The sequence below is a fragment of the Paenibacillus sp. J31R122 genome, from assembly GCF_056269185.1.
In genome coordinates, this window is the sequence record NZ_JBWDNM010000018.1 from 67827 (window position 1) to 92008 (window position 24182).

Annotated in this window: 24 protein-coding genes; 20 read left to right on the forward strand and 4 right to left on the reverse strand. The window is 48.3% G+C overall.

Annotated features, from left to right (window positions below):
* Positions 1–69: 69 nt before the first annotated feature.
* The 13 genes from AC0YN7_RS24985 to spoVM all read left to right on the forward strand — a co-directional run bounded on the left by AC0YN7_RS24985 (position 70) and on the right by spoVM (position 13486).
* Positions 70–594 (forward strand): YfiT family bacillithiol transferase, encoded by a 525-nt coding sequence (locus AC0YN7_RS24985; RefSeq protein WP_475812744.1) that lies wholly within the window; start codon positions 70–72, stop codon positions 592–594.
* A 131-nt stretch (positions 595–725) separates the two neighbouring features.
* The gene (coaBC, locus tag AC0YN7_RS24990; RefSeq protein ID WP_475812745.1) at positions 726–1940 is read left to right on the forward strand and encodes a bifunctional phosphopantothenoylcysteine decarboxylase/phosphopantothenate--cysteine ligase CoaBC; all 1215 of its coding nucleotides are present in this window, start codon (positions 726–728) and stop codon (positions 1938–1940) included.
* Positions 1937–4429, forward strand: coding sequence for a primosomal protein N' (priA, locus tag AC0YN7_RS24995; RefSeq protein ID WP_475812746.1), 2493 nt, complete (start codon positions 1937–1939; stop codon positions 4427–4429). The genes coaBC and priA overlap by 4 nt, the downstream gene beginning before the upstream one ends.
* A 42-nt stretch (positions 4430–4471) precedes the next feature.
* Positions 4472–4957 carry a peptide deformylase gene (gene def / locus AC0YN7_RS25000; protein WP_475812747.1) on the forward strand — a complete coding sequence of 162 codons (486 nt, stop codon included), beginning with the start codon at positions 4472–4474 and terminating at the stop codon, positions 4955–4957.
* 4 nt (positions 4958–4961) lie between these two features.
* Complete coding sequence (fmt, locus tag AC0YN7_RS25005) at positions 4962–5918, forward strand: methionyl-tRNA formyltransferase (RefSeq protein WP_475812797.1); 957 nt, start codon at positions 4962–4964, stop codon at positions 5916–5918.
* Entirely contained in the window at positions 5915–7408 is a 1494-nt protein-coding gene (gene rsmB, locus AC0YN7_RS25010) for a 16S rRNA (cytosine(967)-C(5))-methyltransferase RsmB (protein WP_475812748.1), read from the forward strand. Before fmt ends, rsmB begins: the two co-directional genes overlap by 4 nt.
* 99 nt (positions 7409–7507) lie before the next feature.
* On the forward strand, positions 7508–8554 hold the full coding sequence (gene rlmN / locus AC0YN7_RS25015; RefSeq protein ID WP_475812749.1) for a dual-specificity RNA methyltransferase RlmN: 1047 nt from the start codon (positions 7508–7510) through the stop codon (positions 8552–8554).
* Positions 8555–8560: 6 nt separating this feature from the next.
* Complete coding sequence (locus tag AC0YN7_RS25020) at positions 8561–9322, forward strand: Stp1/IreP family PP2C-type Ser/Thr phosphatase (protein ID WP_475812750.1); 762 nt, start codon at positions 8561–8563, stop codon at positions 9320–9322.
* 5 nt (positions 9323–9327) lie between these two features.
* Complete coding sequence (pknB, locus tag AC0YN7_RS25025) at positions 9328–11436, forward strand: Stk1 family PASTA domain-containing Ser/Thr kinase (protein ID WP_475812751.1); 2109 nt, start codon at positions 9328–9330, stop codon at positions 11434–11436.
* Entirely contained in the window at positions 11381–12349 is a 969-nt protein-coding gene (gene rsgA / locus AC0YN7_RS25030; protein WP_475812752.1) for a ribosome small subunit-dependent GTPase A, read from the forward strand. Before pknB ends, rsgA begins: the two co-directional genes overlap by 56 nt.
* 5 nt (positions 12350–12354) lie before the next feature.
* Entirely contained in the window at positions 12355–12999 is a 645-nt protein-coding gene (rpe, locus tag AC0YN7_RS25035) for a ribulose-phosphate 3-epimerase (protein WP_475812753.1), read from the forward strand.
* Between the two features lie 11 nt (positions 13000–13010).
* Entirely contained in the window at positions 13011–13286 is a 276-nt protein-coding gene (locus AC0YN7_RS25040; protein WP_475812754.1) for a hypothetical protein, read from the forward strand.
* A 119-nt stretch (positions 13287–13405) separates the two neighbouring features.
* A complete protein-coding gene (gene spoVM, locus AC0YN7_RS25045) occupies positions 13406–13486 on the forward strand; it encodes a stage V sporulation protein SpoVM (protein WP_475812798.1) in 81 nt (26 codons plus the stop codon).
* Positions 13487–13587: 101 nt separating this feature from the next.
* Here the strand turns inward: spoVM and rpmB are convergent, their stop codons facing one another.
* Complete coding sequence (gene rpmB, locus AC0YN7_RS25050; RefSeq protein WP_475812755.1) at positions 13588–13776, reverse strand: 50S ribosomal protein L28; 189 nt, start codon at positions 13774–13776, stop codon at positions 13588–13590.
* A gap of 325 nt (positions 13777–14101) precedes the next feature.
* Here rpmB and AC0YN7_RS25055 point away from each other — a divergent pair, with 325 nt between their 5' ends.
* The 5 genes from AC0YN7_RS25055 to AC0YN7_RS25075 all read left to right on the forward strand — a co-directional run bounded on the left by AC0YN7_RS25055 (position 14102) and on the right by AC0YN7_RS25075 (position 19660).
* Positions 14102–14461 (forward strand): Asp23/Gls24 family envelope stress response protein, encoded by a 360-nt coding sequence (locus AC0YN7_RS25055; protein ID WP_475812756.1) that lies wholly within the window; start codon positions 14102–14104, stop codon positions 14459–14461.
* A 57-nt stretch (positions 14462–14518) separates the two neighbouring features.
* Complete coding sequence (locus tag AC0YN7_RS25060) at positions 14519–16252, forward strand: DAK2 domain-containing protein (protein WP_475812799.1); 1734 nt, start codon at positions 14519–14521, stop codon at positions 16250–16252.
* Between the two features lie 132 nt (positions 16253–16384).
* On the forward strand, positions 16385–17239 hold the full coding sequence (locus AC0YN7_RS25065) for a DegV family protein (RefSeq protein WP_475812757.1): 855 nt from the start codon (positions 16385–16387) through the stop codon (positions 17237–17239).
* Positions 17240–17250: 11 nt separating this feature from the next.
* A complete protein-coding gene (recG, locus tag AC0YN7_RS25070) occupies positions 17251–19302 on the forward strand; it encodes an ATP-dependent DNA helicase RecG (RefSeq protein WP_475812800.1) in 2052 nt (683 codons plus the stop codon).
* Between the two features lie 70 nt (positions 19303–19372).
* Positions 19373–19660, forward strand: coding sequence for a stage VI sporulation protein F (locus AC0YN7_RS25075; protein ID WP_475812758.1), 288 nt, complete (start codon positions 19373–19375; stop codon positions 19658–19660).
* Between the two features lie 24 nt (positions 19661–19684).
* On the opposite strand, the gene AC0YN7_RS25080 is transcribed toward AC0YN7_RS25075, so the two are convergent.
* Positions 19685–20380 carry an SOS response-associated peptidase gene (locus AC0YN7_RS25080; RefSeq protein WP_475812759.1) on the reverse strand — a complete coding sequence of 232 codons (696 nt, stop codon included), beginning with the start codon at positions 20378–20380 and terminating at the stop codon, positions 19685–19687.
* A gap of 175 nt (positions 20381–20555) precedes the next feature.
* Between AC0YN7_RS25080 and AC0YN7_RS25085 the strand changes: the two genes are divergently transcribed.
* Positions 20556–21836 carry a DUF2515 domain-containing protein gene (locus tag AC0YN7_RS25085; protein WP_475812760.1) on the forward strand — a complete coding sequence of 427 codons (1281 nt, stop codon included), beginning with the start codon at positions 20556–20558 and terminating at the stop codon, positions 21834–21836.
* Positions 21837–21864: 28 nt separating this feature from the next.
* On the opposite strand, the gene AC0YN7_RS25090 is transcribed toward AC0YN7_RS25085, so the two are convergent.
* On the reverse strand, positions 21865–22191 hold the full coding sequence (locus tag AC0YN7_RS25090; RefSeq protein ID WP_475812761.1) for a YolD-like family protein: 327 nt from the start codon (positions 22189–22191) through the stop codon (positions 21865–21867).
* Positions 22188–23453, reverse strand: a complete 1266-nt coding sequence (locus AC0YN7_RS25095) for a DNA polymerase IV (protein WP_475812762.1) — start codon at positions 23451–23453, stop codon at positions 22188–22190. Before AC0YN7_RS25095 ends, AC0YN7_RS25090 begins: the two co-directional genes overlap by 4 nt.
* Before the next feature lie 274 nt (positions 23454–23727).
* Between AC0YN7_RS25095 and AC0YN7_RS25100 the strand changes: the two genes are divergently transcribed.
* On the forward strand, positions 23728–24126 hold the full coding sequence (locus tag AC0YN7_RS25100; RefSeq protein WP_475812763.1) for a DUF3888 domain-containing protein: 399 nt from the start codon (positions 23728–23730) through the stop codon (positions 24124–24126).
* Positions 24127–24182: the final 56 nt, after the last annotated feature.

The window sequence follows — 24182 nt, forward strand, 5'->3', positions numbered from 1 at the left end:
TTGCGGCTGTATATGGTATGATAGTGGAAAACTTAGACCTTGCAGAAATCTACTTTAGGAGGCGGACGTATGGACAAGTTGCGTTATCCGATTGGGAGATATGTGTACGAGGGAATGACCGCGAAGCACCGTGAACAGTGGATTGCAGATATGGAGAAGCTGCCTGAACAGCTTAAGGCTGTACTTGCCGATCTGGACGAAGAAATGCTGGATACAGCTTATCGGATGGGCGGATGGACCGTACGTCAGGTCGTACATCACATCGCGGACGCTGCGATGAACAGCTTCTCGCGCTTTAAGCTCGCGCTGACAGAGTCGAATCCGACAATTAAACCTTTTGATGAGGAGCTGTGGGCGGATACGGCAGACAGCTTGAATGCCGCGCCAGACTTAAGCCTGGCCATGGTAGAGGGTATTTACACACGCTGGGTAATGCTGCTTCGCTCTATGTCGCAGTCGGATTTTGATAAAATGTTTTATCATCCTGGGGAGGGCAAGCAAATTAAATTGGCTTACTTTCTTGGATTTGTTTCATGGCATGGCAAACATCATGTAGCTCATATTAAGCAATTAAGAGAACGAATGGATTGGTGATGATCTTGTGACCTTGAGCATAGGGTCAACACTAAGCGTCCACTATTTTACGAATGACATATTAACAGATCATATAACAGACCGAAGATACAGAAAATCGGAAGAGTAGTTTTTGGACGGGGAGATACATCATGATACAAGGGAAAACCATTGTGCTTGGAATTACAGGAGGAATTGCAGCCTACAAAGGAGCAGCATTATGCAGCAAGCTGGTGCAGGCGGGTGCGAATGTACATGTCATTATGACGGATTCGGCCACGAAATTTATTACTCCGTTAACTTTACAGACCCTGTCGCGTAACCCAGTCCATATCGATACATTCGATGAGCGGGATCCAGCGGTCGTCTCTCACATCCATTTGGCGGATAGTGCTGATTTGATCGTTATTGCGCCTGCTACCGCTAACGCAATAGCGAAACTTGCCGGAGGCCATGCCGATGATATGTTGAGCACCACGCTTCTTGCAGCGACAAGTCAGGTTCTAATCGCTCCAGCGATGAATGTGCATATGTATGAGCATCCGGCAGTCGTTCATAATTTGGAGCTGCTAGCGTCGCGCGGAGTGATGTTTGTAGAGCCGGGAACAGGTCAGCTGGCCTGCGGTTATGTCGCTAAAGGCCGACTTGCGGAGCCTGAGGAAATTATGATTGCGATCGAATCGTGGTTTGCTCGAAGCAAGAAGTTGTCAGGGAAGCGGGTACTAGTAACAGCAGGAGGGACGATGGAACGACTTGATCCTGTCCGATATTTGACGAATGACTCCTCTGGAAAGATGGGCTTCGCCATTGCGGAAGCCGCGATGCTGATGGGAGCTGATGTCACGGTAGTTGCTGGTCGGACACTTGTATCGCCGCCTGCTGGTATTCGAATCATTCGGGTCGAGTCTGCTCAGCTAATGCTTGAAGCGGTCACGAGCCGATTTGAGGAATCGGATATCGTAGTGAAAGCCGCTGCTGTGGCCGATTATCGAGCGGTGGACATCAGCAACCAGAAGCTTAAGAAGAGCGGAGAGAGGCTTGTGCTGGAGCTGGAGCGAACGACCGATATTTTGGAGACGCTCGGTGAGCGGAAGCGGAATCAGTTTCTCGTCGGCTTTGCCGCGGAGACCGAGAAAGTGGAATTTTATGCGATGGATAAGCTTCGCAGAAAGCGATGCGATCTTATAATCGCGAATGATGTGAGCACGGAGGGCGCTGGTTTTAATGGCGACACGAACATTGTACAGATTTTTGGAGCAGAGGGTCTTGTAGAGTCGTTGCCGATATTGTCAAAGCGTGAGGTGGCAAATCGGATTTTGAATGTGATTGCAGAACGGATTGCTTCATCCGGAGGGAAAGGAGCATGATTGCAAAAGTAATTGTCGACGTGCCGAGCCGTCAGACAGATCGGCCGTTTGATTATGAGGTGCCCGCTGCAATGGAGGATTGGATCGAGGTAGGAAGCCGAGTAGGTGTTCCATTTGGCGGCCGTGTTCTGCAAGGCTTTGTTACCCAGCTTGCTGAAACAGCGGACATTGATCCGAAACGACTGAAGCCTGTCTCAGAGATGCTAGACTCCGTACCGCCATTATTGCCGGATATGATTGAATTGGCAAAGTGGATGAGTGAAAAGTATTGCTGCTCATGGACGACAGCGCTTCAGTCGATGATACCAGCGGCGTTAAAGGGCAAGGCTGAACGTCTAATTGGCATTCAGGATGAGGAAGCAGCAGCTTTAGACCTTCCAGCAGAAATGATGGAATGGATGAGCTCAAAAGGGGAATTAGTTAAGCTTGAAGCGCTGCTTCAGCGTTTTCCTGATAGCGCGCGATCAGTGAAAACAGCACTCCGCGAAGGAGTTCTTATCGAACAAACGTCGATTCGCGATCGTCTTGCTGTTCGGAAGGTGCTGACTGTATATTTGCCAAATGATTTAGATGCGGCGCGTAACGCAATGGAAGCACTGCCTGCGAGAGCGGCTAAGCAGCGTGAGGTATTAGCTTATATGCTTGAGCATGGAGGGCCCTTGCAGCTGCAGGCATTGCTGGCTGAGGCGGGCGGGTCGGCCGCGAGTGTGCGTTCGCTCGTTGAGAAGGGCCTGCTCGTGCTGCGGGAGGTGGAGCAGCAGCGAGATCCATATGCGGGACGTGAGTTCGAGCGGACGAAGCCTTTGCCGCTAATGGAAGGCCAGCAGACTGTGTACGAGCGAATAGCTAGAGCAGTTGACGCAGGAGAGCCAGAAACGATGCTGCTGCACGGCGTAACAGGCAGCGGCAAAACCGAGGTTTATTTGCAGTCGATTCAATTTTGTTTGGAGCAGGAGAAGCAGGCTATCGTGCTTGTGCCGGAAATTTCATTGACCCCGCAAATGGTTGAGCGTTTTAAAGGAAGATTCGGGGATGCGGTTGCTGTGTTGCACAGCAGGCTTTCGAACGGCGAGCGATATGACGAATGGCGTAAAATTCGCAGCCGTCAGGTACAGGTTGCGATTGGAGCCCGTTCGGCTATTTTTGCTCCATTCGAGCGGATCGGTCTTATTATTATTGATGAAGAGCATGAATCATCCTATAAGCAGGAAGAGAGCCCGAAATACCATGCGCGTGACGTTGCGGTGAGAAGGGCGAAGCAGCACGGGGCGGCTGTCGTTTTGGGCTCGGCGACACCTTCGCTAGAGTCATACGCGGCGGCAAGCCGCCCATTATCGACACGTGACCAAGGTCGTGAATCTGCACTCTTGCCGATGCCTGAGCGGGTAGGCGGCAGACCGCTTCCGCCCGTAACTGTAATCGATATGAGAGAAGAGCTGAAAGAGGGCAATCGCTCTATGTTCAGCCGACTGCTTCACCAATCGATTGCAGATAGGCTGGAGCGCGGCGAGCAGTCGGTTCTGCTTCTCAATCGGCGCGGATATTCCACTTTCGTCATGTGCCGTTCCTGCGGCTATACGGCTGCTTGTCCACACTGCGATATATCGCTTACGTATCATCAGAAAACAAGAGCGCTGCGCTGTCATTATTGTGGACATGCTGAGCAAGCGCCATCGGCTTGTCCCTCCTGCGAAAGCGAGCATATCCGTTACTTTGGAACGGGAACACAGCGTGTCGAAGAGGAGTTGGCTAAGCTGTTTCCAGGCATTCGAGTCATTCGTATGGATGTGGATACGACAACAGAGAAGAATTCACACGAGAAGCTGCTGAAGCAGTTTGGTGATCGTAAAGCAGATGTGCTTCTGGGTACCCAAATGGTAGCGAAAGGGCTCGATTTTCCATACGTTACATTAGTAGGAGTTATTGCTGCCGATACATCGCTTAATTTACCGGATTTTCGAGCCGCGGAACGAACCTTTCAGCTCCTGACTCAAGTAGCTGGTCGAGCGGGGCGGCATCATTTGCCGGGTGAGGTGGTTGTGCAGACCTATGCCCCGGAGCATTACGCGGTGATGACAGCTAGACAGCATGATTATGCTGCTTTTGTCTCTGAAGAGCTTAGACATCGTAGTATAATGGGATATCCACCTTATTGTAGACTTATTCTAATAACGATGTCACATGAGCAGCTGCCTCTGCTGTCTTCAGTTAGTGAAAGCTTTTCGAAAGAGCTGCGGGAGCTGGCAGAATCGGAAGGTGTGCTGGTGCCTCTCAGCAGTGGTTTAAGCAGAGCGTTAGAGGTGCTGGGACCAGTCGCATCCCCTATTTCGAGAATGAAAGATCGCTACCGTTTTCAATGTGTGATAAAATATCGTGGGAACATCGATGCGTCGTCATTTGTCCGTGTTGCTCTTCGGCCGTTCACGGACGGTCCGCCGCAGCGGCAGGTGCAGTTCAGTATTGACGTAGATCCGCAAGTTATATTATAAATAGCTATTACTATTTTAATGATTGTAAAGGATGGGAATACAATGAGTATCCGTATAATAGTGAAAGATCCAGATCCCGTTCTAAGGGAAGAAGCGAAAGAAGTAACGAAGTTTAATTCTAATCTGCAAAAGCTGCTGAAGGATATGGCAGATACAATGTATGATGCGGAGGGTGTTGGCCTTGCCGCGCCTCAGATCGGTATATCTAAGCGCGTGATCGTTGTTGATGTTGGGGACGAGAACGGTTTAGTCGAAATGGTAAACCCGGTTATTATTGAGCAGGATGGTGAACAGCTCGGACCTGAGGGTTGTCTCAGCATTCCGAATTTGAATGGAGACGTACTCCGTTCTGAACGGATTGTTGTTAAAGGTCAGAATAGCAGCGGTCTTCCTTTCAAAATTGAAGCAAAAGGATATTTCGCTCGTGCATTCCAGCATGAGATTGATCATTTGAATGGTATTTTGTTTACGGATTTAGCTGAAAGTGTTTATGACATTTCAGAGAGACCGAGAAAAGGCGGCGAATAGCTTCATGCGTATTGTGTTTATGGGGACGCCGGAATTTGCGGTTCCCTCTTTAAAGCTGCTCCTTGAGCAGAACTATGATATTGTCGCTGTTGTAACACAACCGGATCGACCCAAAGGTCGCAAAAAAACGTTGACGCCGCCGCCTGTAAAGGAAGCGGCGTTGTCGTTCGGACTGCCTGTGCTGCAGCCGGAACGCATGCGCAGTGCGGAAGCGGTTGCCGCATTAGCGGAGCTTAAGCCGGATTTGATCGTTACCGCGGCTTACGGTCAAATACTGCCAAAGGCGGTGCTTGAGCTTCCACGGCTTGGCTGTATTAATGTTCATGGATCACTGCTTCCTAAATATCGCGGAGGTGCTCCAATTCAGCGTTCGATTATTAACGGTGAGCTTTCGACCGGCGTTACAATCATGTATATGGCAGAAGGTTTGGACACGGGCGATATGATCAGTGTCGTCCAGCTCCCAATTACCGACGAGGATACGTCGGGAACGATGTTCGATAAGCTTAGCTTCGCAGGAGCGGAGCTTCTTGGAGCAACGCTTCCATCGATTATTGCGGGCGAAGTTAAAGCCACTCCTCAACAAGACGAACAGGCGACTTACGCGCCCAATTTGAATCGTGAGGATGAACGGGTCGATTGGAGTAAGTCTGCGCGGGCAATATTTAATCAGGTGCGAGGGCTTTCTCCGATGGCTGGAGCATTCACTTATTTAAATGGCGAAGTATTTAAGATATGGGCTTGTGCGGTTCCGACCGAGGCTGATAAAGGCAAAGCGGATGTTGTTCCAGGAACTGTTGTCGCGGTTGACAATAATGGCATTACAGTTCAGACAGGTGCGGGCTTGCTTGTGCTGAAGAACATTCAGCCTGCCGGCAAACGTACGATGACAGCAGCGGAATGGCTGCTGGGTGCCAGACTTGAAAAAGGAACTGTTTTTGGCGATGGAGGTGCGTTATGACGGATAGCGGTATAACGAAGCCGAGTCGTAACGGGACTAAGTCAAAGCCAAGATCGAAGCAGCGAGCTCGTCAATCAAACGGTGTAGCTCAAGCGCAGCAGCAAGAGTCGCAGCCTCGCAAGGTGAAATCACCACGAGAGCTTGCTATGGATACGTTGGTCAAGGTTGCGCAGACGGGTGCCTACAGCAACTTGCAGCTAAACCGTACTTTACAGGATGCACAGCTGCAGCGTGCAGATGCAGGTCTTGTGACCGAAATCGTGTACGGAACGATTCAACGCCAAGTAACGTTAGATTATTGGTTAAGTCGCTTTGTTTCCAAGGGTTTACATAAGCTCGAGCCTTGGGTACATCAGCTACTTCGGATGAGTGCTTATCAACTGCTCTATTTGGACCGTATACCCGCACATGCAGCGGTCAACGAAGCGGTTACAATCGCCAAGAAGCGCGGACATTCCGGTATTTCCGGCATGGTGAACGGCGTGCTTCGGAGCATTGACAGATCACGTGCGGAGCTGCAAGCATCGCAAATCACGAATCCGAATCCAATCGTTCAAATTGCTCTGCGGCATTCCTATCCAGAATGGCTGGTGAGCCGTTGGGTGGAAACCTATGGCGTTCAGACAACGGAAGCGATATGTGCTGCAGGCAATGAACAGCCTCATACAAGTGTTCGTGTGAATACGTTGCTTAACAGTCGTGACACTGTAATTGAGCAGCTGCGTGAAGCAGGGTATGAGGCGGAAGCATCTACCATAGCGCCATCAGGCATTGTCGTAAATCGTGGCGGAAATCTGGCTGATACGGATGGATTCCGTCAAGGTTTGTGGACGATGCAGGATGAGAGTTCAATGCTTGTTGCTGAGGTCGTTGCTCCCCAGCCGGGCATGAAGGTGTTGGATTGCTGTGCAGCTCCTGGCGGCAAGAGCACGCACCTGGCGGAATTGATGGGCGGCAAGGGCAAGCTTTGGGCGAATGATTTGCATGCACACAAGCGAGATCTTATCGTTATGCAGACGGAGAGATTGAAGCTTCGCAATGTAGAAGCGATTACCGAGGATGCGCTGAAGCTCGCTGAACGTTTCGCTCCGGAATCAATGGATGCTGTACTGCTCGATGCGCCATGCTCCGGATTTGGAGTCATTCGGCGGAAACCGGAAATTAAATGGACGAAAACCGCTGGAGATGTATCGGATATAGCGGCTGTTCAGCAGCGCTTGTTAAATGGCGTATGCGGCCTAATTCGTCCAGGCGGTATACTTGTTTACAGTACATGTACGATGGAGCAAAGTGAAAATGAGCAGCAAGTATCAAGGTTTTTGCAAGAGCATCCCGAGTTTGAGCTAGACAGCAATTGGCCGGAGGCCATTTTAGATCAATTGAGAAAAGCGGGTGCCATTGACGACCGTTTCAACGGACAAGCACAGCTGCTTCCGCAACATTTTGACAGTGATGGATTCTTCATTGCACGCATGGTCAAACGCTCCTAATGAGGCTTATGGTTCTGCATGGGCGTTTGTGGTAAAATAAATCGATGGCGGTTAGCAAATAACGGGAGCCGCCTACTATAAAGGTACAGGTGTGATGATATGAAATCGTGTATTTATGACTATAAGCTTGACCAGCTCCAAGAGTGGATGAAAGAAAACGGCGAGCCGGTGTTTCGAGCGACCCAGCTCTTCGACTGGCTGTATGTGAAGCGGGTTAAGAGCTTTGAAGATATGTCGAACTTACCCAAAACGTTGCGTGATAAGCTCGAAGAGCAATTCATGATTATAACGTTAAATGAAATCACAAAGTTTGAATCGAAGGACGGCACAGTGAAGTTTCTGTTCGGTTTGCATGATGACCATGCGATCGAGACCGTTATTATGCGCCATAATTACGGCAACAGCGTTTGCGTAACTACGCAGGTCGGCTGCCGAATCGGCTGCACGTTCTGCGCCTCGACGCTTGGCGGCTTGAAGAGAAATCTGACTGCCGGCGAGATTGTTGCTCAGGTCGTTACCGCTCAACAAATGCTTGACGCAACAGGCGAGCGTGTATCCAGTATCGTTATTATGGGCTCGGGCGAGCCGTTTGAGAATTACGATGCGACAATGGCGTTTCTGCGGATTATGATTCATGAGAAGGGCTTGAATATTGGGCAACGGCATATCACTGTTTCCACTAGCGGTATCGTGCCGAGCATGTATAAATTTGCAGATGAAAACACACAAATCGGTCTGGCGCTGTCTATCCATGCACCGAATGACGCGCTTCGCTCTAAGCTTATGCCGGTTAACCGCCGCTTCCCATTCGAGGATGTAATGGCTGCTTGTCATCATTACATTGCAAAGACAGGACGCAGAATTACGTTTGAATATGCTTTGATTGGCGGTGTTAATGATCGTCCTGAGCATGCGCAAGAGCTGGCTGAAGTGCTGCAAGGAATGCTGTGCCACGTCAATTTAATACCGGTTAACCATGTACCTGAACGTAAGTATGTTCGAACACCTCGTGAAGATATTTTTGAATTTCAACGTGTGTTGGAGAACAATAACGTAAGTGTAACGATCCGCAGAGAGCAAGGACATGATATTGCGGCAGCCTGCGGTCAATTAAGAGCTAAACATATGGAGTCCACGACGAGGTGATGACGCTTGTTAACGGCAAACCGCAGTGATATCGGACGGGTTCGTCAAGTGAATGAAGATCAATCATGGGTGGGGCAATTGAATAACGGGATAACCCTAGCCATCGTAGCTGATGGTATGGGGGGACATCAAGCAGGGGACGTTGCGAGTCAGCTTGCTGTGGACGCATTCCGCAGTATGCTGGAGCATAGCGCCGTGAAAGCGGATTTGTCGCTGCAAGAAGGCAAAATGCTTATTCGTCAAGCGATTTCACAGGCGAATGAGGCTGTGTTCGAGATGGCATCTCGCAATGAGAGCTATCATAATATGGGCACGACTATCGTGGCTGCTCTCTTTAAGCAGGATAACGCTATTATTGGTCACGTTGGAGACAGTAGAGCCTACAAAATTACTGCGGGCGTTATTACGCAGTTGACACACGATCATACGCTAGTTAATGAGTTGGTCAAATCCGGACAGCTTAGTGAAGAAGAGGCCATTCATCACCCGCGTCGCAACGTATTGACTCGCGCGGTGGGCACTGACTCCCATGTAGATATCGACGTTCAGACTATAGAGTGGTCATCGCAGGATGTTCTTTTGCTATGCAGCGATGGTTTGACGAACATGGTGAGTGAGGAACAATTGCTGCAAACGATCACGACAGAACAGCTAGAGCTAGAGGCTAAGGCAGATCATCTCATTCAGCTTGCGTTGCATGCAGGCGGTGACGACAATATTACGGTCGTTCTGCTGCAAGAAGCAAATGGCACGCATCGAGAGGAGTGACAAGGATGATCGGACATGAATTAAGCGGACGATATGAAATATTGACGCGAATCGGCGGCGGCGGGATGGCGCTTGTATATAAAGCGCATGATATTTTGCTGAATCGTAAAGTTGCGGTCAAAGTGCTGCGTCAGCAGTTTGTTCATGATGAAGAATTTATTCGGCGTTTCCGCCGCGAGGCACAATCAGCTGCTTCACTTTCTCATCCTAATGTCGTAAGCATCTATGATGTGGGACAGGAAGATGAGACGCATTATATTGTTATGGAGTATGTTGAAGGTCATAATTTAAATGAAATCATACAAGAACGTGCGCCGCTGCAAGCAGAAGAAGCGGTGCGTATTGCTATGCAGATTAGTGATGCGCTCGATCACGCACACCATAATCATATTATTCATCGGGACATTAAGCCTCATAATATTCTGATCGGTAAAAATGGACGTGTAAAGGTAACTGATTTCGGAATTGCACGGGCGGTTACATCCTCCACTATTACACAAACGGGATCGGTTATAGGCTCCGTCCACTATTTTTCACCTGAGCATGCTAAGGGTGTTAATACAGGCGAAAAGTCGGATCTTTATTCGCTTGGAATCGTGCTTTATCAGATGCTCACGGCAAAGCTGCCGTTTCTCGGAGAAAGCCCGATCAGTGTAGCACTAAAGCATCTGCAGGAACCGTTTGAGGAGCCAAGAATCGCAAATCCACATATTCCGCAAAGCGTAGAGAACGTTATTCTTAAAGCAATGCGCAAAAACCCGAGCGAGCGCTACAGCTCCGCTCATGAGATGCAAATTGATTTGGATACCTGCTTGCGTCCTGATCGGCTTAATGAACCGAAAATGACATTTGGCAGTGATAGTGATCAGGAAGAAACACGAGTTATGCCAGCTATTCGCGGAGAATTTCTGCCGACAACACCGATGGGGCGAGGAGATCAGACTGATACCTCGAATACCGACGTAAAGTCGGATGAAGAAACCAAGAAGGCAAAGAGCTGGAAGAAGCCGCTTACGGTCGTCGGTGTTACTCTTATTATATTGAGTCTTATTATTGGTGGTTTCATCTGGTTATTAGCAAAAATAGATGTAGACGAAGTGGACGTGCCTGATGTTGTTGGCTATACATTAGAAGACGCTCGACAAAAGATTGAAGAAGCAGGGCTAAAAGTTGAGGAGCCGATTATTCGCGAGCATCAAAAGGATATTCCGATAGATCAGGTGATTGAACAATCAAAACCGAATATGCGAGTCAAGGAAGGCTCTTCCATAAAACTAACAGTCAGCAATGGTCCAGAACTTGTGATGCTGGAAAATTACGTAGGAAAGTCGTTGCCATCGGTAATTGATGAGCTAGGTGCATTGGGTATTAAAGAGGAGCAAATCGAAATAGTCACTGTGTTTGACGAGCAGGAGAAGGATACGATTCTCAAGCAGACGCCTAATGCGGGCGAGGAGTTTAACCCGGAGACGGTACAATTTACGTTTACGGTAAGCCAAGGCCTAGAAACATTTCCTATGCCGGATTTAATTGGAAAAAGCCTTGATGTGGCCCAGGATTTGATTCGAGCGTATGATCTTAAGTTGAATAAAGCAGATATTTTGTATGACTCAAGTTATTTGCATCCGGAAGGTCATATCATTAAACAAGACCCATACGAACCGGACGAGCAAGTAGAAAAAGGAGCTAAAATATCAATAGTCGTAAGCTCTGGACCGCCTGCCGAAGCTAAGGAGCATGTGTTTAACATCATTATTAGTCCGGCGCAAGCAGGTAAGAAGAGTGAAGTTGTTATTAAGTATTCTGATGCGCGCGGTGAGGATATTGTATGGGGCAAGCGGCAAATCGATAGGGAAACGACGATCCCGGTTACCGTAGTACTTGCACCAGATACAGAGGCAAGTGTAACAGTCACTCGTGATAAACAATATATTGACACGAAAACTATTACGTATGAAGAGCTTGTTAAAGGATCCAATTCATCAAATATGACCATCCCAGGTGAAGAAGTACCGCCTACTGAACAACCCGTACAAGGGGAGGTTAACGAGACTACTGATGAACCAGACAAAGAAAAGCAGCAAGAACAACAGCAAGATCAGCAGCCGCAATAGTTTCTTGAAAGGGACGATCGTCAAAGCGCTCAGCGGTTACTATTATGTGCGTGAGATGGATTCTGCGCATGATTCTGTAACTGTTCAATGCCGAGCACGCGGCGTATTTAAGAACAAAGGCTTATCTCCGCTTGTCGGCGATGTTGTGCTGTACAGCTTAACGGAGAATGGTGAAGGAACGGTCGAGGAGCTCCTTCCTCGTTCGTCTGAGCTGATACGTCCACCGGTAGCTAATATCGATTTAGCGATTCTTGTATTCTCTGTTACGGAGCCTGCGCTTAATTTGCAGCTGCTTGATAAGTTTCTCGTTCATATTGAGCACGCGGGTATTCCCGCGGTGCTCTGTCTTAGTAAGCGGGATCTAGAGAGTGATGGACTCGAGACGGAGGAAGCGCGAATTGCTACTGCCTCAGTTAACCGTATCTACCAAGCTCTCGGCTATGAGGTGTTCGGAACGAGCTCGCGCCTTGGAGAAGGGATAGGCCCGTTGCTGGAACGACTCCAAGGCCATCTAGCGGTATTTGCCGGACAATCGGGAGTGGGAAAGTCTTCTCTGTTAAATGCGATAGTACCTGGTCTGCAGCTTGAGACGAATGAGATTAGCAATAGATTGGGTCGTGGAAAGCACACGACTCGGCATGTTGAGCTGATCGACATTGGCGGCGGGCTAGTAGCGGATACACCGGGATTTAGCCAGTTAGATTTCACGGAGCTGGGTATCGACGATTTGGGCTACTGCTTTGTGGAAATGCGAAAGCTATCGCCGGATTGCAAGTTTCGCGGCTGCACGCACACACAAGAGCCGGGCTGTGCCATACTTGCTGCGCTTGCCAAAGGTGAGATCGAGCAAAGCAGGCATGACAATTACTTGCTTTTTCTGGCCGAGATGAAGGATAAAAAGAGGAGGTACTAACAGCTATGACTATTATCGCGCCTTCTATATTATCAGCTAATTTTGCACGACTAGGCGAAGAAATTAAAGAAATAGAAAAAGCAGGCGCAGATTGGATTCATATTGATGTTATGGACGGCCATTTCGTTCCTAACCTTACATTCGGCCCTCCAGTAATTTCCGCGGTACGATCAGCAACAGCATTACCGTTTGATGTTCATCTGATGATCGAACGTCCAGAGCTGTCGGTTGCTGACTACATTGCCGCGGGAGCGGACCGTATTACGATACATGCAGAAGCCTGCGTGCATCTGCACCGTACTGTGCACTTCATTAAGGAGAAAGGGCTGCCTGTTGGTATAGCAATTAATCCTGGCACATCAGTTGCCGTACTGGAGCCCTTATTGCATGATTTGGATCTCGTGCTCATCATGACCGTTAATCCGGGATTTGGCGGGCAATCCTTTATTCCTTATTCGTTAGTCAAGCTGCGCCAGATCAGCACTATGCTGGAGGAACGTGGTCTGCAAGCTGTACATATTCAGGTGGACGGCGGAGTCAATCAGGTAACGGCGCCGCTCGTACGTGAGGCAGGAGCAAATGTGCTTGTAGCAGGCAGTTCGGTGTTCGGGGAGAAAGATCGTGCAGCTGCAATTGCGGGGCTACGGTAGGAGCTGAAGAGATGAATGAGAAACTGAAAACAACGTTTTGGGTAATAGGCTATACTTTCCTGGCGGGCTTGATGCTCGCCCTTTTTACACAGATTGCAGAATTGTATCGGTATTTGTTTTCATTGCTGGCGTTATACATAGGTATACGGTTTTTTCGCAGATTTGAGACGCTGGGACTTCGGATTACGTTTTTTGTAGTGGGAATAGTTTTCTTTTTATTGATAACCGTAGTTATCGCTGCAATTATTTTTATTAAGGATCATCCAATACCGGCAACAGGTGTTTAACTGCGCTTCTTTGGGCGCTCACGATGGAATAGGACGAACTTGCGGCGCATAGGATGGTTACATGAGCGAAGTTCTTGTCACGGGTCGAATCGATGAGCGTGTCTGAGGAGGGATGAGGCATGAAATTTTACACAATCAAACTGCCTAGATTTTTGGGCGGGTTCGTAAAGGCAATTTTGAATACCTTCCAAAAAAATTAGATCCGGTGCTGCCACCATCTCCATCCTAAGGCCGTGATCATGAGTAAGTAAAAAAAAGCACCTGAGCGCTCAGGTGCTTTTGTCTATGGCCGAAGCCATCATTATACGCGGGTAACTTTACCTGCTTTGAGTGCGCGAGTGCTGACATAAACACGTTTTGGTTTACCGTCAACCAAAATGCGAACCTTTTGCACGTTTACGCCCCAAGAACGACGTGTTTTGTTGTTAGCGTGAGAAACGTTGTTACCTGAACCAGGTGATTTACCTGTAAGAAAACATTTGCGGGACATGGATACACCTCCTTAAAGTTTCGCGAATGCATAACGAACTTCGTAAGCATCTGCTTTGTTTTGCGTATGCAAAACTAACTTTGTAAGCACTCGCTTAGGTTTGCGTATGCAAAACATTGTTCGTAAGCGAAATTACATTTAAACACACTTGAATATCGTATCATAAAGTATGGTACTGTTCAACCTAAATATACGGAGATTGTCGTAAACCGTTCATGATAAATGGCTTGACACATGGAAAAATTGAAGGACTTCTATATCGGAGAGGTTTATAGTACAATGATAAGTAGTCCATAATACATACAAGTAAGGGAGTGTATTTTCCATGCCTATGCAGCTAAGCACAGAACTTGGTTCCATTCACGTTACAGACAATTGCATCGCAGTTATTGCAGGCTCTGCAGCTATGGATTGTTATGGACTTGTCGGAATGGCTTCTCGTAAGCAGTTAAAGGACGGAATTGCAGAATTGCTGGGACGAGATAATTTGACGCGCGGCGTAGAAGTTCGACGGGAAAATGAGAAGCTGTATATTGACCTCTACATCATCGTGAGCTATGGAACAAAAATTTCCGAGGTAGCACATAACATTCAATCGAAGGTTAAGTATGTGCTTAATGACGTTATTGGTCTACAAGTGGAAGAAGTCCATATATTGGTTCAAGACGTAAGGGTATCCAAGTAATAGAAGGGAGAATTGTCATTGAGTAGGCGCTCTATAAACGGATCAGATTTTACTGCAATGGCGTTACTCGGTGCGGATTTATTACAGCGTAACGCTGAATTTGTTAATTCATTGAACGTATTCCCAGTGCCGGATGGAGACACGGGTACTAACATGAACTTAACGATGACATCCGGCATACGTGAGTTGCGCAGCAAGCCATCTGAGAATATGGGCAAAGCAGCTGAAGCATTATCAAAGGGGTTGTTAATGGGCGCGAGAGGAAACTCTGGCGTTATATTGTCACAGCTATTCCGTGGCTTCTCCAGATCGCTTGCAGGCATAGAAGAGGCGGGGACAACCCAATTGGCCGCAGCGTTCCAGCATGGAGTTGATATGGCATATAAAGCAGTGGTAAAGCCGGTAGAAGGAACGATACTAACCGTAGCCAAAGAAGCTGCTAAGCATGCTGTTCAATATGCCCGCAGAACTACAGACGTGGCAGAGTTAATGCGTGAGGTGCATAAGAAAGCCTATGAAGCACTGCAGCGAACGCCAGACCTATTGCCAATACTCAAACAGGTGGGTGTTGTAGATTCTGGTGGACAAGGTCTCGTCTTCATATACGAAGGTTTTGTGCGCAGCCTCTCCGAAAATGATGTTGATAGCTTGCAGGGCCAATTTGCCATGCCTTCAGAGGCAGCTGCTCCAGAAGAGGTGGCAGTACCTAACACCAGCCCGGTGATCCGCAAGCAAGAGCCAGTCTCGGCACAATCTCGCTTATCTACGGAAGAAATTGAATTTTTATATGATATGGAGTTTTTTATAAATCGTAAGTTAAATGGACATAAAGGACCGTTTTTTGATGAATTCGCTTACAAGAGAGCGCTCGGAAAAGACGGAGACTCGATACTTGTTATTGCAGAGGATGACATTATTAAGGTACACGTTCACTCGCGTAAGCCTGGTGATGTTCTTAACTTATCTCTTCCGTATGGCGAATTGACCGATATTCATATTTTGAATATGCGAGAGCAGCACCGTGATTTACTTGAACAAGAGCCTATCGATATGAGCCCAGTAGACTTCTATTCAACTGAGCTGCTTGCTGGTCAAGCCGTACAGGGTGTTCCTCCAGGTCAGGTTTTTGAATGGGCGCCTTATGGAATTATCGCGGTTGCGCTAGGTGAAGGCATTGTAGACATTTTCCTTGAAAATGAAGTGGATACGGTATTATCAGGCGGTCAGACGATGAATCCTAGCACAGAGGATTTTGTGAAAGCGATAGAGGCGTTATCAGCGGAGCATATATACATACTACCGAATAATGGTAATATCATTTTGGCTGCTGAACAAGCGGCAGAACTTAGCGAACGCAATGTCACCGTTATTCCTACCCGAAACATTCCGCAGGGTCTTGCGGCTGTACTCGCGTTTAAGGAAGAAGAAACGGCTGAGCGAAACGCTGCCTGGATGAAGAGCGCTGCTGAGCAAGTGCTTTCCGGTCAAGTGACCATAGCAGTTCGAGACACGACTATTGAAGGTGTGAGTATTTGTGAAGGCGACTATATTGGCATTAAAGAAAAGGCAATAGTTGTTTCCGATGCTAGTTTGTTACGAACGTGTCAAACACTTCTAAGCAGTATGATGGAAGCAGGCGGAGATTTGTTAACGTTACTTACCGGCGAGGATGCTGATGCCACAGATACAGCGTCGTTGCTTGAGTGGGTGGCAGAGCAATATCCTGAGCTTGAGCTTGAAGTGCAAAATGGCGGGCAGCCGCTATATCCTTATTTATTTGCGGTTGAATAATCTAAATTATAAGAATGTATAAGTTTCAAACTTTTAATATGCTTATAATTCACCGCGAAACTTTGCTTTGCCGCAAAGGACGGCGACAGCCGTTTACGCTTGCAATCTTTTTAAAGTATGGAGGGGATCAATGTGGGGAAGGTCCGAATAGTTACGGATAGTACGTCTGATATCCCATTTGAGGTCAGAGAACGTTTGGGGATCACAATGGTCCCGCTTAAGGTGCTGTTCGGGGAAGAGACTTATCTGGATTTCGTGACGATTCAGTCCGAACAGTTCTATGAGAAGCTTGCAGGGTCCGCAATGCTTCCTACGACCTCACAGCCTTCGCCAGTAGAGTTCTCGGACGTGTACGAGCAATTGCTGGCTGAGGATTCAGAATCGCCTATTATATCGATTCACTTGTCAGCAGCGCTGAGCGGTACTTATCAATCGGCTGTTCTTGCTAAGTCAATGCTGGAGCAAGAAGCGGATCTCACGATCGTTGATTCCAAGTCAGCGTCGTATGGCTTTGGCATGCGTGTCGTGAAGGCTGCTGAAATGGCGAATGCGGGAGAGACGAAGGAAAGTATAATTGCGGAGATCGAACGTTTAGAGCGCGGCACGGAGCTTTATTTCCTAGTGGATACATTGGAGTTTTTACAAAAAGGCGGTCGTATTGGTAAAGCTTCCGCATTAATTGGTTCTATCTTGAATATTAAACCGATTTTGTCGCTAGATTCTGACGGTGTCGTGCTTGCAGTCGATAAAGTACGCGGCTCAAAAAAAGCGATGGCGCGTATAGTTGATCTATTGAAGCCAAATTTCGGCGATGAGCCGGTTAACATTACGATGGCATGGAGCTATCGCAAGGATTCAGCTGAAGAGCTTTATGAACTTATAAATTCCCATTTCAATGTGCAATCAGTCGGCTGGACTACGCTCGGAGCGGTCATTGGTACACATACTGGACCTGGTACTTCCGCTGTGTTCATGAACAGGGCGTGAGGGATAGTATGATGACGCTGGATCAAATTTCTGTTCGGCAAATCAAAGGCGTGAGTGCTCCTAAGGAACAAGAGCTTCACGCCTTTGGTGTGCATACGGTCGCTGATTTGCTTGATTACTTCCCATTTCGTTATGAGGATTACCGAATTCGTGAGCTTGCTGATGTCAAGGAAGGGGAGAAAATTACTGTCCTTGGAACGGTTCGAGGTGCTCCAGTTCTGCAGCGTTACGGCCGCAGCAAGTCGAGACTGACCTGCAAGGTAGAGGTGGAGAGCTGGCTTGTAACAGCGGTATGGTTCAATCGACATTTTCTACAGGATCAGCTTGTTCCTGGCCGTGAAATTATGCTGACCGGCAAATGGGAGCAGCAGCGTCTGCAGCTTACTGTGTCGGATTCTGAGTTTCCAGGCTCCAGCAATGCGGCTAAGACAGGAACGCTGCAGCCCGTCTATTCAGTTGGCGGAAGCATAACGCAGCCGTGGATGCGAAAAATGGTGCGACAGGCGTTGACGCAGTACGGTTCGATGATTGAAGAAATGCTGCCGCATTATTTAGTTCAACAGCATGAGCTTATGGCAAGGCGCGACGCGGTGCACCGTATTCATTTGCCGGATGATACGCAGGAAGGGCAATTAGCCCGTAAGCGTCTTGTATATGAAGAGCTGTTTCTATTTCAGTTAAAGCTTCAAGCCTATCGGGCGCTGAATCGCAAGCGGAATGACGGAATAGCGCATCGGATTGAAAGTGAAACGATTCGTCAGTTCGCTGCCACTCTACCTTTTGAATTAACGGATGCGCAGAAGAAGGTTGTTAATGAGATTTTGACGGATATGCGCAGACCTTCCTGTATGAATCGCTTGCTGCAGGGTGATGTCGGCTCTGGGAAAACGGTTGTCGCGGCTATTGCTTTGTACGGTGCTGTCAAGGCGGGGCATCAAGGAGCACTCATGGTACCGACTGAAATTTTATCGGATCAGCATATGCGCTCATTGCAAAAAATGTTTGCAGGCATGGAGATCGAGGTAGGCGTATTGACTGGAAGCTTGACGGAGCGCAAGCGCCGCGATGTTCTTGCCGGTCTGCAGATGGGATTGATTGATATTGTGGTCGGTACTCATGCGCTGATTCAAGATGATGTTTATTTTCGCAGTCTTGGGTTAGTTGTCGTCGACGAGCAGCATCGTTTCGGCGTTAATCAACGAAGCGTGCTTAGGCATAAAGGAATGAATCCGGATGTGCTTACGATGACTGCGACGCCTATTCCAAGAACACTTGCGATTACCGCTTTCGGCGACATGGATGTATCGACGCTGCGGGAACGGCCGCACGGCCGCAAGCCAATTAAGTCTTATTGGGTCAAGCATGGAATGATGGAGCGTGTGCTCGGATTTATTCGCAAGGAAGTAAGCCAAGGTCGTCAAGCCTATGTCATCTGTCCGTTGATAGAAGAGTCGGAGAAACTTGATGTTCAGAATGCGATTGACCTGTATATACAAATGCAGCAAGCCTTTCCTGATCTTCAGGTCGGTTTGCTGCACGGGCGGCTGTCTTCCTCGGAGAAGGATAGTGTAATGAGCGCTTTTGGGGCAAATGAAACGCATGTGCTTGTAGCGACTACAGTAGTTGAGGTCGGAGTAGATGTACCGAATGCGACTTTGATGGTTATTATGGATGCCGAACGCTTCGGCTTGTCGCAGCTGCATCAGCTTCGCGGCCGGGTAGGACGAGGCGCGCATCAATCCCATTGTATTTTAGTAGCTGATCCAAAATCGGAAACGGGCCGCGAGCGCATGAAGGTTATGACGGATACGGATGACGGTTTTGAAGTAGCGCGGCGCGACTTGGAGCTGCGCGGGCCCGGAGATTTCTTTGGCACCAAGCAGAGCGGGCTGCCAGAATTCCGGCTTGCGGATATGGTTAGTGATTATGAGCTGCTGGAGCAAGCGCGTGATGATGCGGCTGATTTAACGGCGCGAGAGGATTTCTGGGTCAATGACTCTTATGCAAGAGTACGAAGCATGCTGCAGAAGGATCAAATTTTTCAGGGAGAACAGCTTGACTAAGCAATTATTTCTTTCTTGCGGCATATAGTTTAAGGATAGAATTGGATTGCCGGATGGAGGTGCCTAGTCGGTGAGTTACCAAAAGTACGGCATTCGGCCGCAGTTGGTCGAACGCATCAAACTTAAACTGAAAAACCCTGTTATGAAGGATCGAATTCGCGAGCTGCTTGGCGATGTCACGAAAAATGATTTGCAGGACCGTCTAAAGGTGCGGAAGCTTGTTAAATCAGCTACTGTTATTTTGCAGGAGAAGCTTACGGATACGCAAGAGGAGCAAATTGTCGCATTTGTCCTAGGGCAAAAAATTGATCCCAACAACACCTTTCACTTGTTGAAGTTGTGGGGAATGTTTCGCTGACCGCTATAGGTCAGCGATTTTTTTTTACCATAGCTCTAATTGCTCGTCTGGCTGGAATGGCTTAATTAAGGAGCAATCGTCGTTCCGCACACTGCCGACTGCTGCCGGAACGGCATAAGCTTCAAGCTCATCAGAGCTGTATGGGCTAAGCATAGGTGTGAGAGACGCTATATCATGAACCGAACGATCCAGCCATTGCTGCTCGTCCTCTGGATGCAGGATGACTGGCATACGGTCATGGATTTGGGAGACTAATGAATTTGGTGTTGTCGTCATAATGGTACAGCTGTTTATTGTGCTACCATCTGGTGAAATCCATGTTTCGTACAGACCCGCCATACTAAATAATGCGCGGCTTTTCAGCACAATTCGCATCGGCTGCTTGCCTTGCGAGGTCTTTTTCCATTCGTAGAAGCCGTCAGCAGGAATGAGACAGCGCTTGCGGCGTAACGGTATTTGAAAAGCAGGTTTGCTTGCCGCGGTCTCGGAGCGCGCGTTCAGCATGCTCATGCCGAGCTTAGGGTCATTAGCCCATGGAGGGATAAGCCCCCACTTGAGCTCTCCCAAGCGATTTTTTTGCCCATCATTTATGATAGCAAGCACCAGCTGGCTTGGGGCAATATTATATTTCGGGCGATGGTAGGGTATTGTCGTATCATCAATCCGATATCTGACCATGAGTTCCTCCAGCGTTACTGTAAGCGTGTATCTTCCGCACATCGCAGCTTCTACCTCCGTCTATCGTTTGGTCTTATTATACAACGTGGAGAGGAGGCACGCATCTTGGGGGTGGACGGTATGACAGAGGGGAGAGTGGCGGATACTGGTCATTATAGGGGTTTCATTAAAATGTTTCATACCGGTGGCCTAAGCTGCACATCAAGGAGCGCTGACGATGGAGGAACGAAATAAAAAACGGTCGAATCAACGTACTTTCGTATATTGGCTCAAGCAGATGATCGAGCTACCCAGTGCTGCGTTAGCATACGCGCTAGGCAAATGGAGCGCTATGAAGACATCAGATGAGATGATTTCCGAAGCGGTTCCGCTGCGGCTGTCATCTGCCTCTGTAGCGAAGCTTATGTCTGCATGGACGAAGCAGGAGAATACAGAGAGTACAGACGCAGCTGAAGGCTGGAGCATGCAGGAGCACGCGCTTATTGAGCGGATCCAGGCAGAGACGACCGCATGCAATCGCAACAATGTGACGAGAACGGAGGCTTATCGAGCCGTATATTTTCGCACGCCAGAGCTGCATTGGGCATTGCTCGCGCATCTTGTATCCCGCAACGGCGGCTGGAATATGACGGATCTAAAAGGGGAATGGCTTCCTTGGCTGTTGCGCGAGGATCAGCAGGAAGGGGTGTTTCAATTTCTGGAGCGAGCAAACGCGCTTATTTTTCAGGATGCCTATCCTCAGCTGCTGCTTTATGAGTGGAGCTGCCGCGAAGGGAGAAGCCTATTCCACTTGCTTCCCGCGTTTGGCGTTTCATCCTTTATGACTCCGGTATGGAAGCTTTTTTGGCGAGATCGGGATGCGGTGCCGCTGACGGTTGCGTTAATTGTGAATGAGCAGCATTACATTGAACAACGAGTGATGCAGCATCCGTACTATCGTGAGAAAGTGCTTCAATCGTTGTTTTTTGGTTTGCAGTCATTGCTGCAGCTGAACGGGGTTATGTTTCCATACGGATGCGAACAGGATAAAGGGACGCTGAAGCTATCGGGTCTTATATTAGAGCGATTTGAGCATTTGAAGGAGCGAATTGAATTCGGTAAAAGACTGTACGCGATGTTATTTGGCATTCCACGCGTATATGAGGGCGCTCGCGGCTTTGCGGCCGCTGTGAAGCATACGGGTTCAAGGGCGGACTATGCGCCGCATTTATTTTCTCGGGTGCGTCAGCAGCCGCCCCAGGCCGTGTATAAGGAACGATTGCTTGGCGGGCGTCTGAAGTCGGGTGCTGAACCGATCTATAGTCCTGAGCTTGGCGCAGCCTGGAGCGACCTGACACTTGAGCCGCCGGAGCCAGGTGACTGGTTTCGGTCGGCTAGCGACGTGGCGGGTTATTTCCATAAGCTTTCGCTTCCTAATTCGTTTGAAATAACGAATGAATATGGACTAATGCTGAATAAGATCGAGCTGGCGGTACTTGCCATGCAGCGCGGCACTTAACTTAGCTTTAGCATGCGCTCTGCCGACCTTATTCGTCTATTGTCGATCCTTCAATGTCTCTTATTGGGTACCATTTACCGTTAATCATAAATCGCTTCTGGAGCTGATCAATTCGATCTACGATACCATGGACAGTCCGTTCCTCAGTAGGGTGGAATAATTGGACAGTTATCGGGTGCCGCTGCTCCATTGATTCGGCCATAGACCGGGATATATGCTCCCATTCCTGCTCATCAAGCTCCACTCGATTGCGATGCTTCAAGGCGGCTTCATGTTGATTGATCGCCGCTTTATGCTCTGGCAGCATCATGCGGCTTGATTCCCAGAGACCGTTTCCTTCGAGCTTCTTTCTCATTTATAATGTCCCCCAATCTTCTCAGAGCGATGAAGGGCTTGCCCTGCGGGTGTTATCGAAACAGCCCTTAAAATAATCGCGTCACCGTACTTCAGCTTAATGGCATCCGTTGCTCGCTCGAGCGCCGCTGATTTCTCGCGATGCGGGTCAAATAAAGAAAGCTGATACTCGTCGTCAGTTGAAAACTGCGACAGACTGACGCCAACCTTTCGAACGGGAAGTCCGTCCCAGTGACGCTTCAGCAGCGTGATGACAGCGTGATAAACCTGATTCGTAACATTGCTCGGATCGTCCATTTTCATTTGGCGATTAAAGCCGCTGGGCCGGTCATAATCTGCTCCCATGCAGCCTACTGAAATGACATGCCCCATATATCCCTTGCTGCGGCAGCGCTGGCAGACGAGCTCTGTCAGCTCAAGCAGCACGACCTTGATCTCCTCCAGCTTTCCGTAATCACGCGGCAGCGTCATCATATGCCCTACAGCCTTCGGGGCCACCTGGTGTGTGCCCGGTGTTACAGGGCTGTCATCTATTCCATTGGCGATGCGAGAGTAGAGCTCCGCGTTTATATCGGAGTTTTTGCCGAATTTGCGGTGCATCATCAGCTTAAGCTTCTCTAAAGGCGTTTCCGCGATCTTGCCGATCGTCTCCATACCCATGGCGTTAAAGTGACGCGTCATTCGGCTGCCGACCATAAACATTTTGTTAACGGGCAACGTCCAGAGCGTCTCATGAAGCTTATCCTTAGACAGGACGTAAATGCCAGAATCGTTTTTCTTGGCGTAATTGTCACACGCTGTCTTCGCTAAAATTTTATTCTCGGCAATGCCAAATCGCGTGTATATTCCGAGCTCCGCTTGAACATGTGCCTGAATGATTCGCGCAAGCTCCTCAGGCGATCCATAGAGATGCAGTGAACCGGTCACATCCAAAAATTGCTCGTCGATCGAATAAGGCTCAACTAAATCGGTATATGACTGATAAATACGAGTTATCATCATGGAGACATCAATGTACAATTGCATCCTTGGCTTAATGACGACTAAATTCGGGCACTTAGCGAGTGATTCTCCTAGTCTCTCCGCTGTCGTGACTCCGAAGGATTTGGCAATTGGACAAGCCGCGAGAATGATGCCGGATCTGCGCTCTGGGTCGCCTGCAACTACAATTGGCAGTCCGTGATACTCAGGATGGTCGGCCTTCTCGACAGACGCATAAAAGGATTGGCAATCCGCAAGCATAATAACTTTGTTAAGAGGCATTACGTTTCACCAGCTCCACTGCTCATATGAATCACATCAACGATATAACGGATTGAGCACATCCATTTTTCAAATGTCATGATGTTCCCTCCTACAAGAACGTTTGTTCTTATTATATACGGAACACTCGTTCTTATTCCATAGGTTATTTGTGGATGTAATTTACAATGATTGGGCAATGCTCTTCGCTGATGGAGTTTGGTTGTTTGTATTTTCGAAGGATTATGCATACCTCTTCCGCATTATGTAAAAAGTAACCACAAGGGGTGATTGTATGAAAAAAATGACTATTATCATTTCATTGCTATGCGTCATAATGCACGCGGAACGAGCAAATGCAGCAGTGGAGAGTGAAATGGATCATTGTCAAAGAGTCGTTCTTACTTTACTAACGCCTGATATACAAGAGCAAATCGATGGTTATTATCAAAGCGAGCTAACGGTGTCACCCACATTCGCGCCGTTTCTTGAGAGCTCTGAGCTCGTGTACAAATACTACAGCTCCCATATGGAAATTCAAGTGACCGTAATACCCTATGTAGGTCCTCACCTCTCTGTAGGCAAGGATATCATCACCTTTAACATAAATAACGACGGAAGCACGTCCGTTAACAGTTACAAGCATGTAGAGGATTTTAAGCTTCCGCCTAATTATCAAGACATCGTTAGGTAAGCATCAAGAACGATGACGGGCAAATAATGCAAGCTGTATACAGATGCCTCGACGAA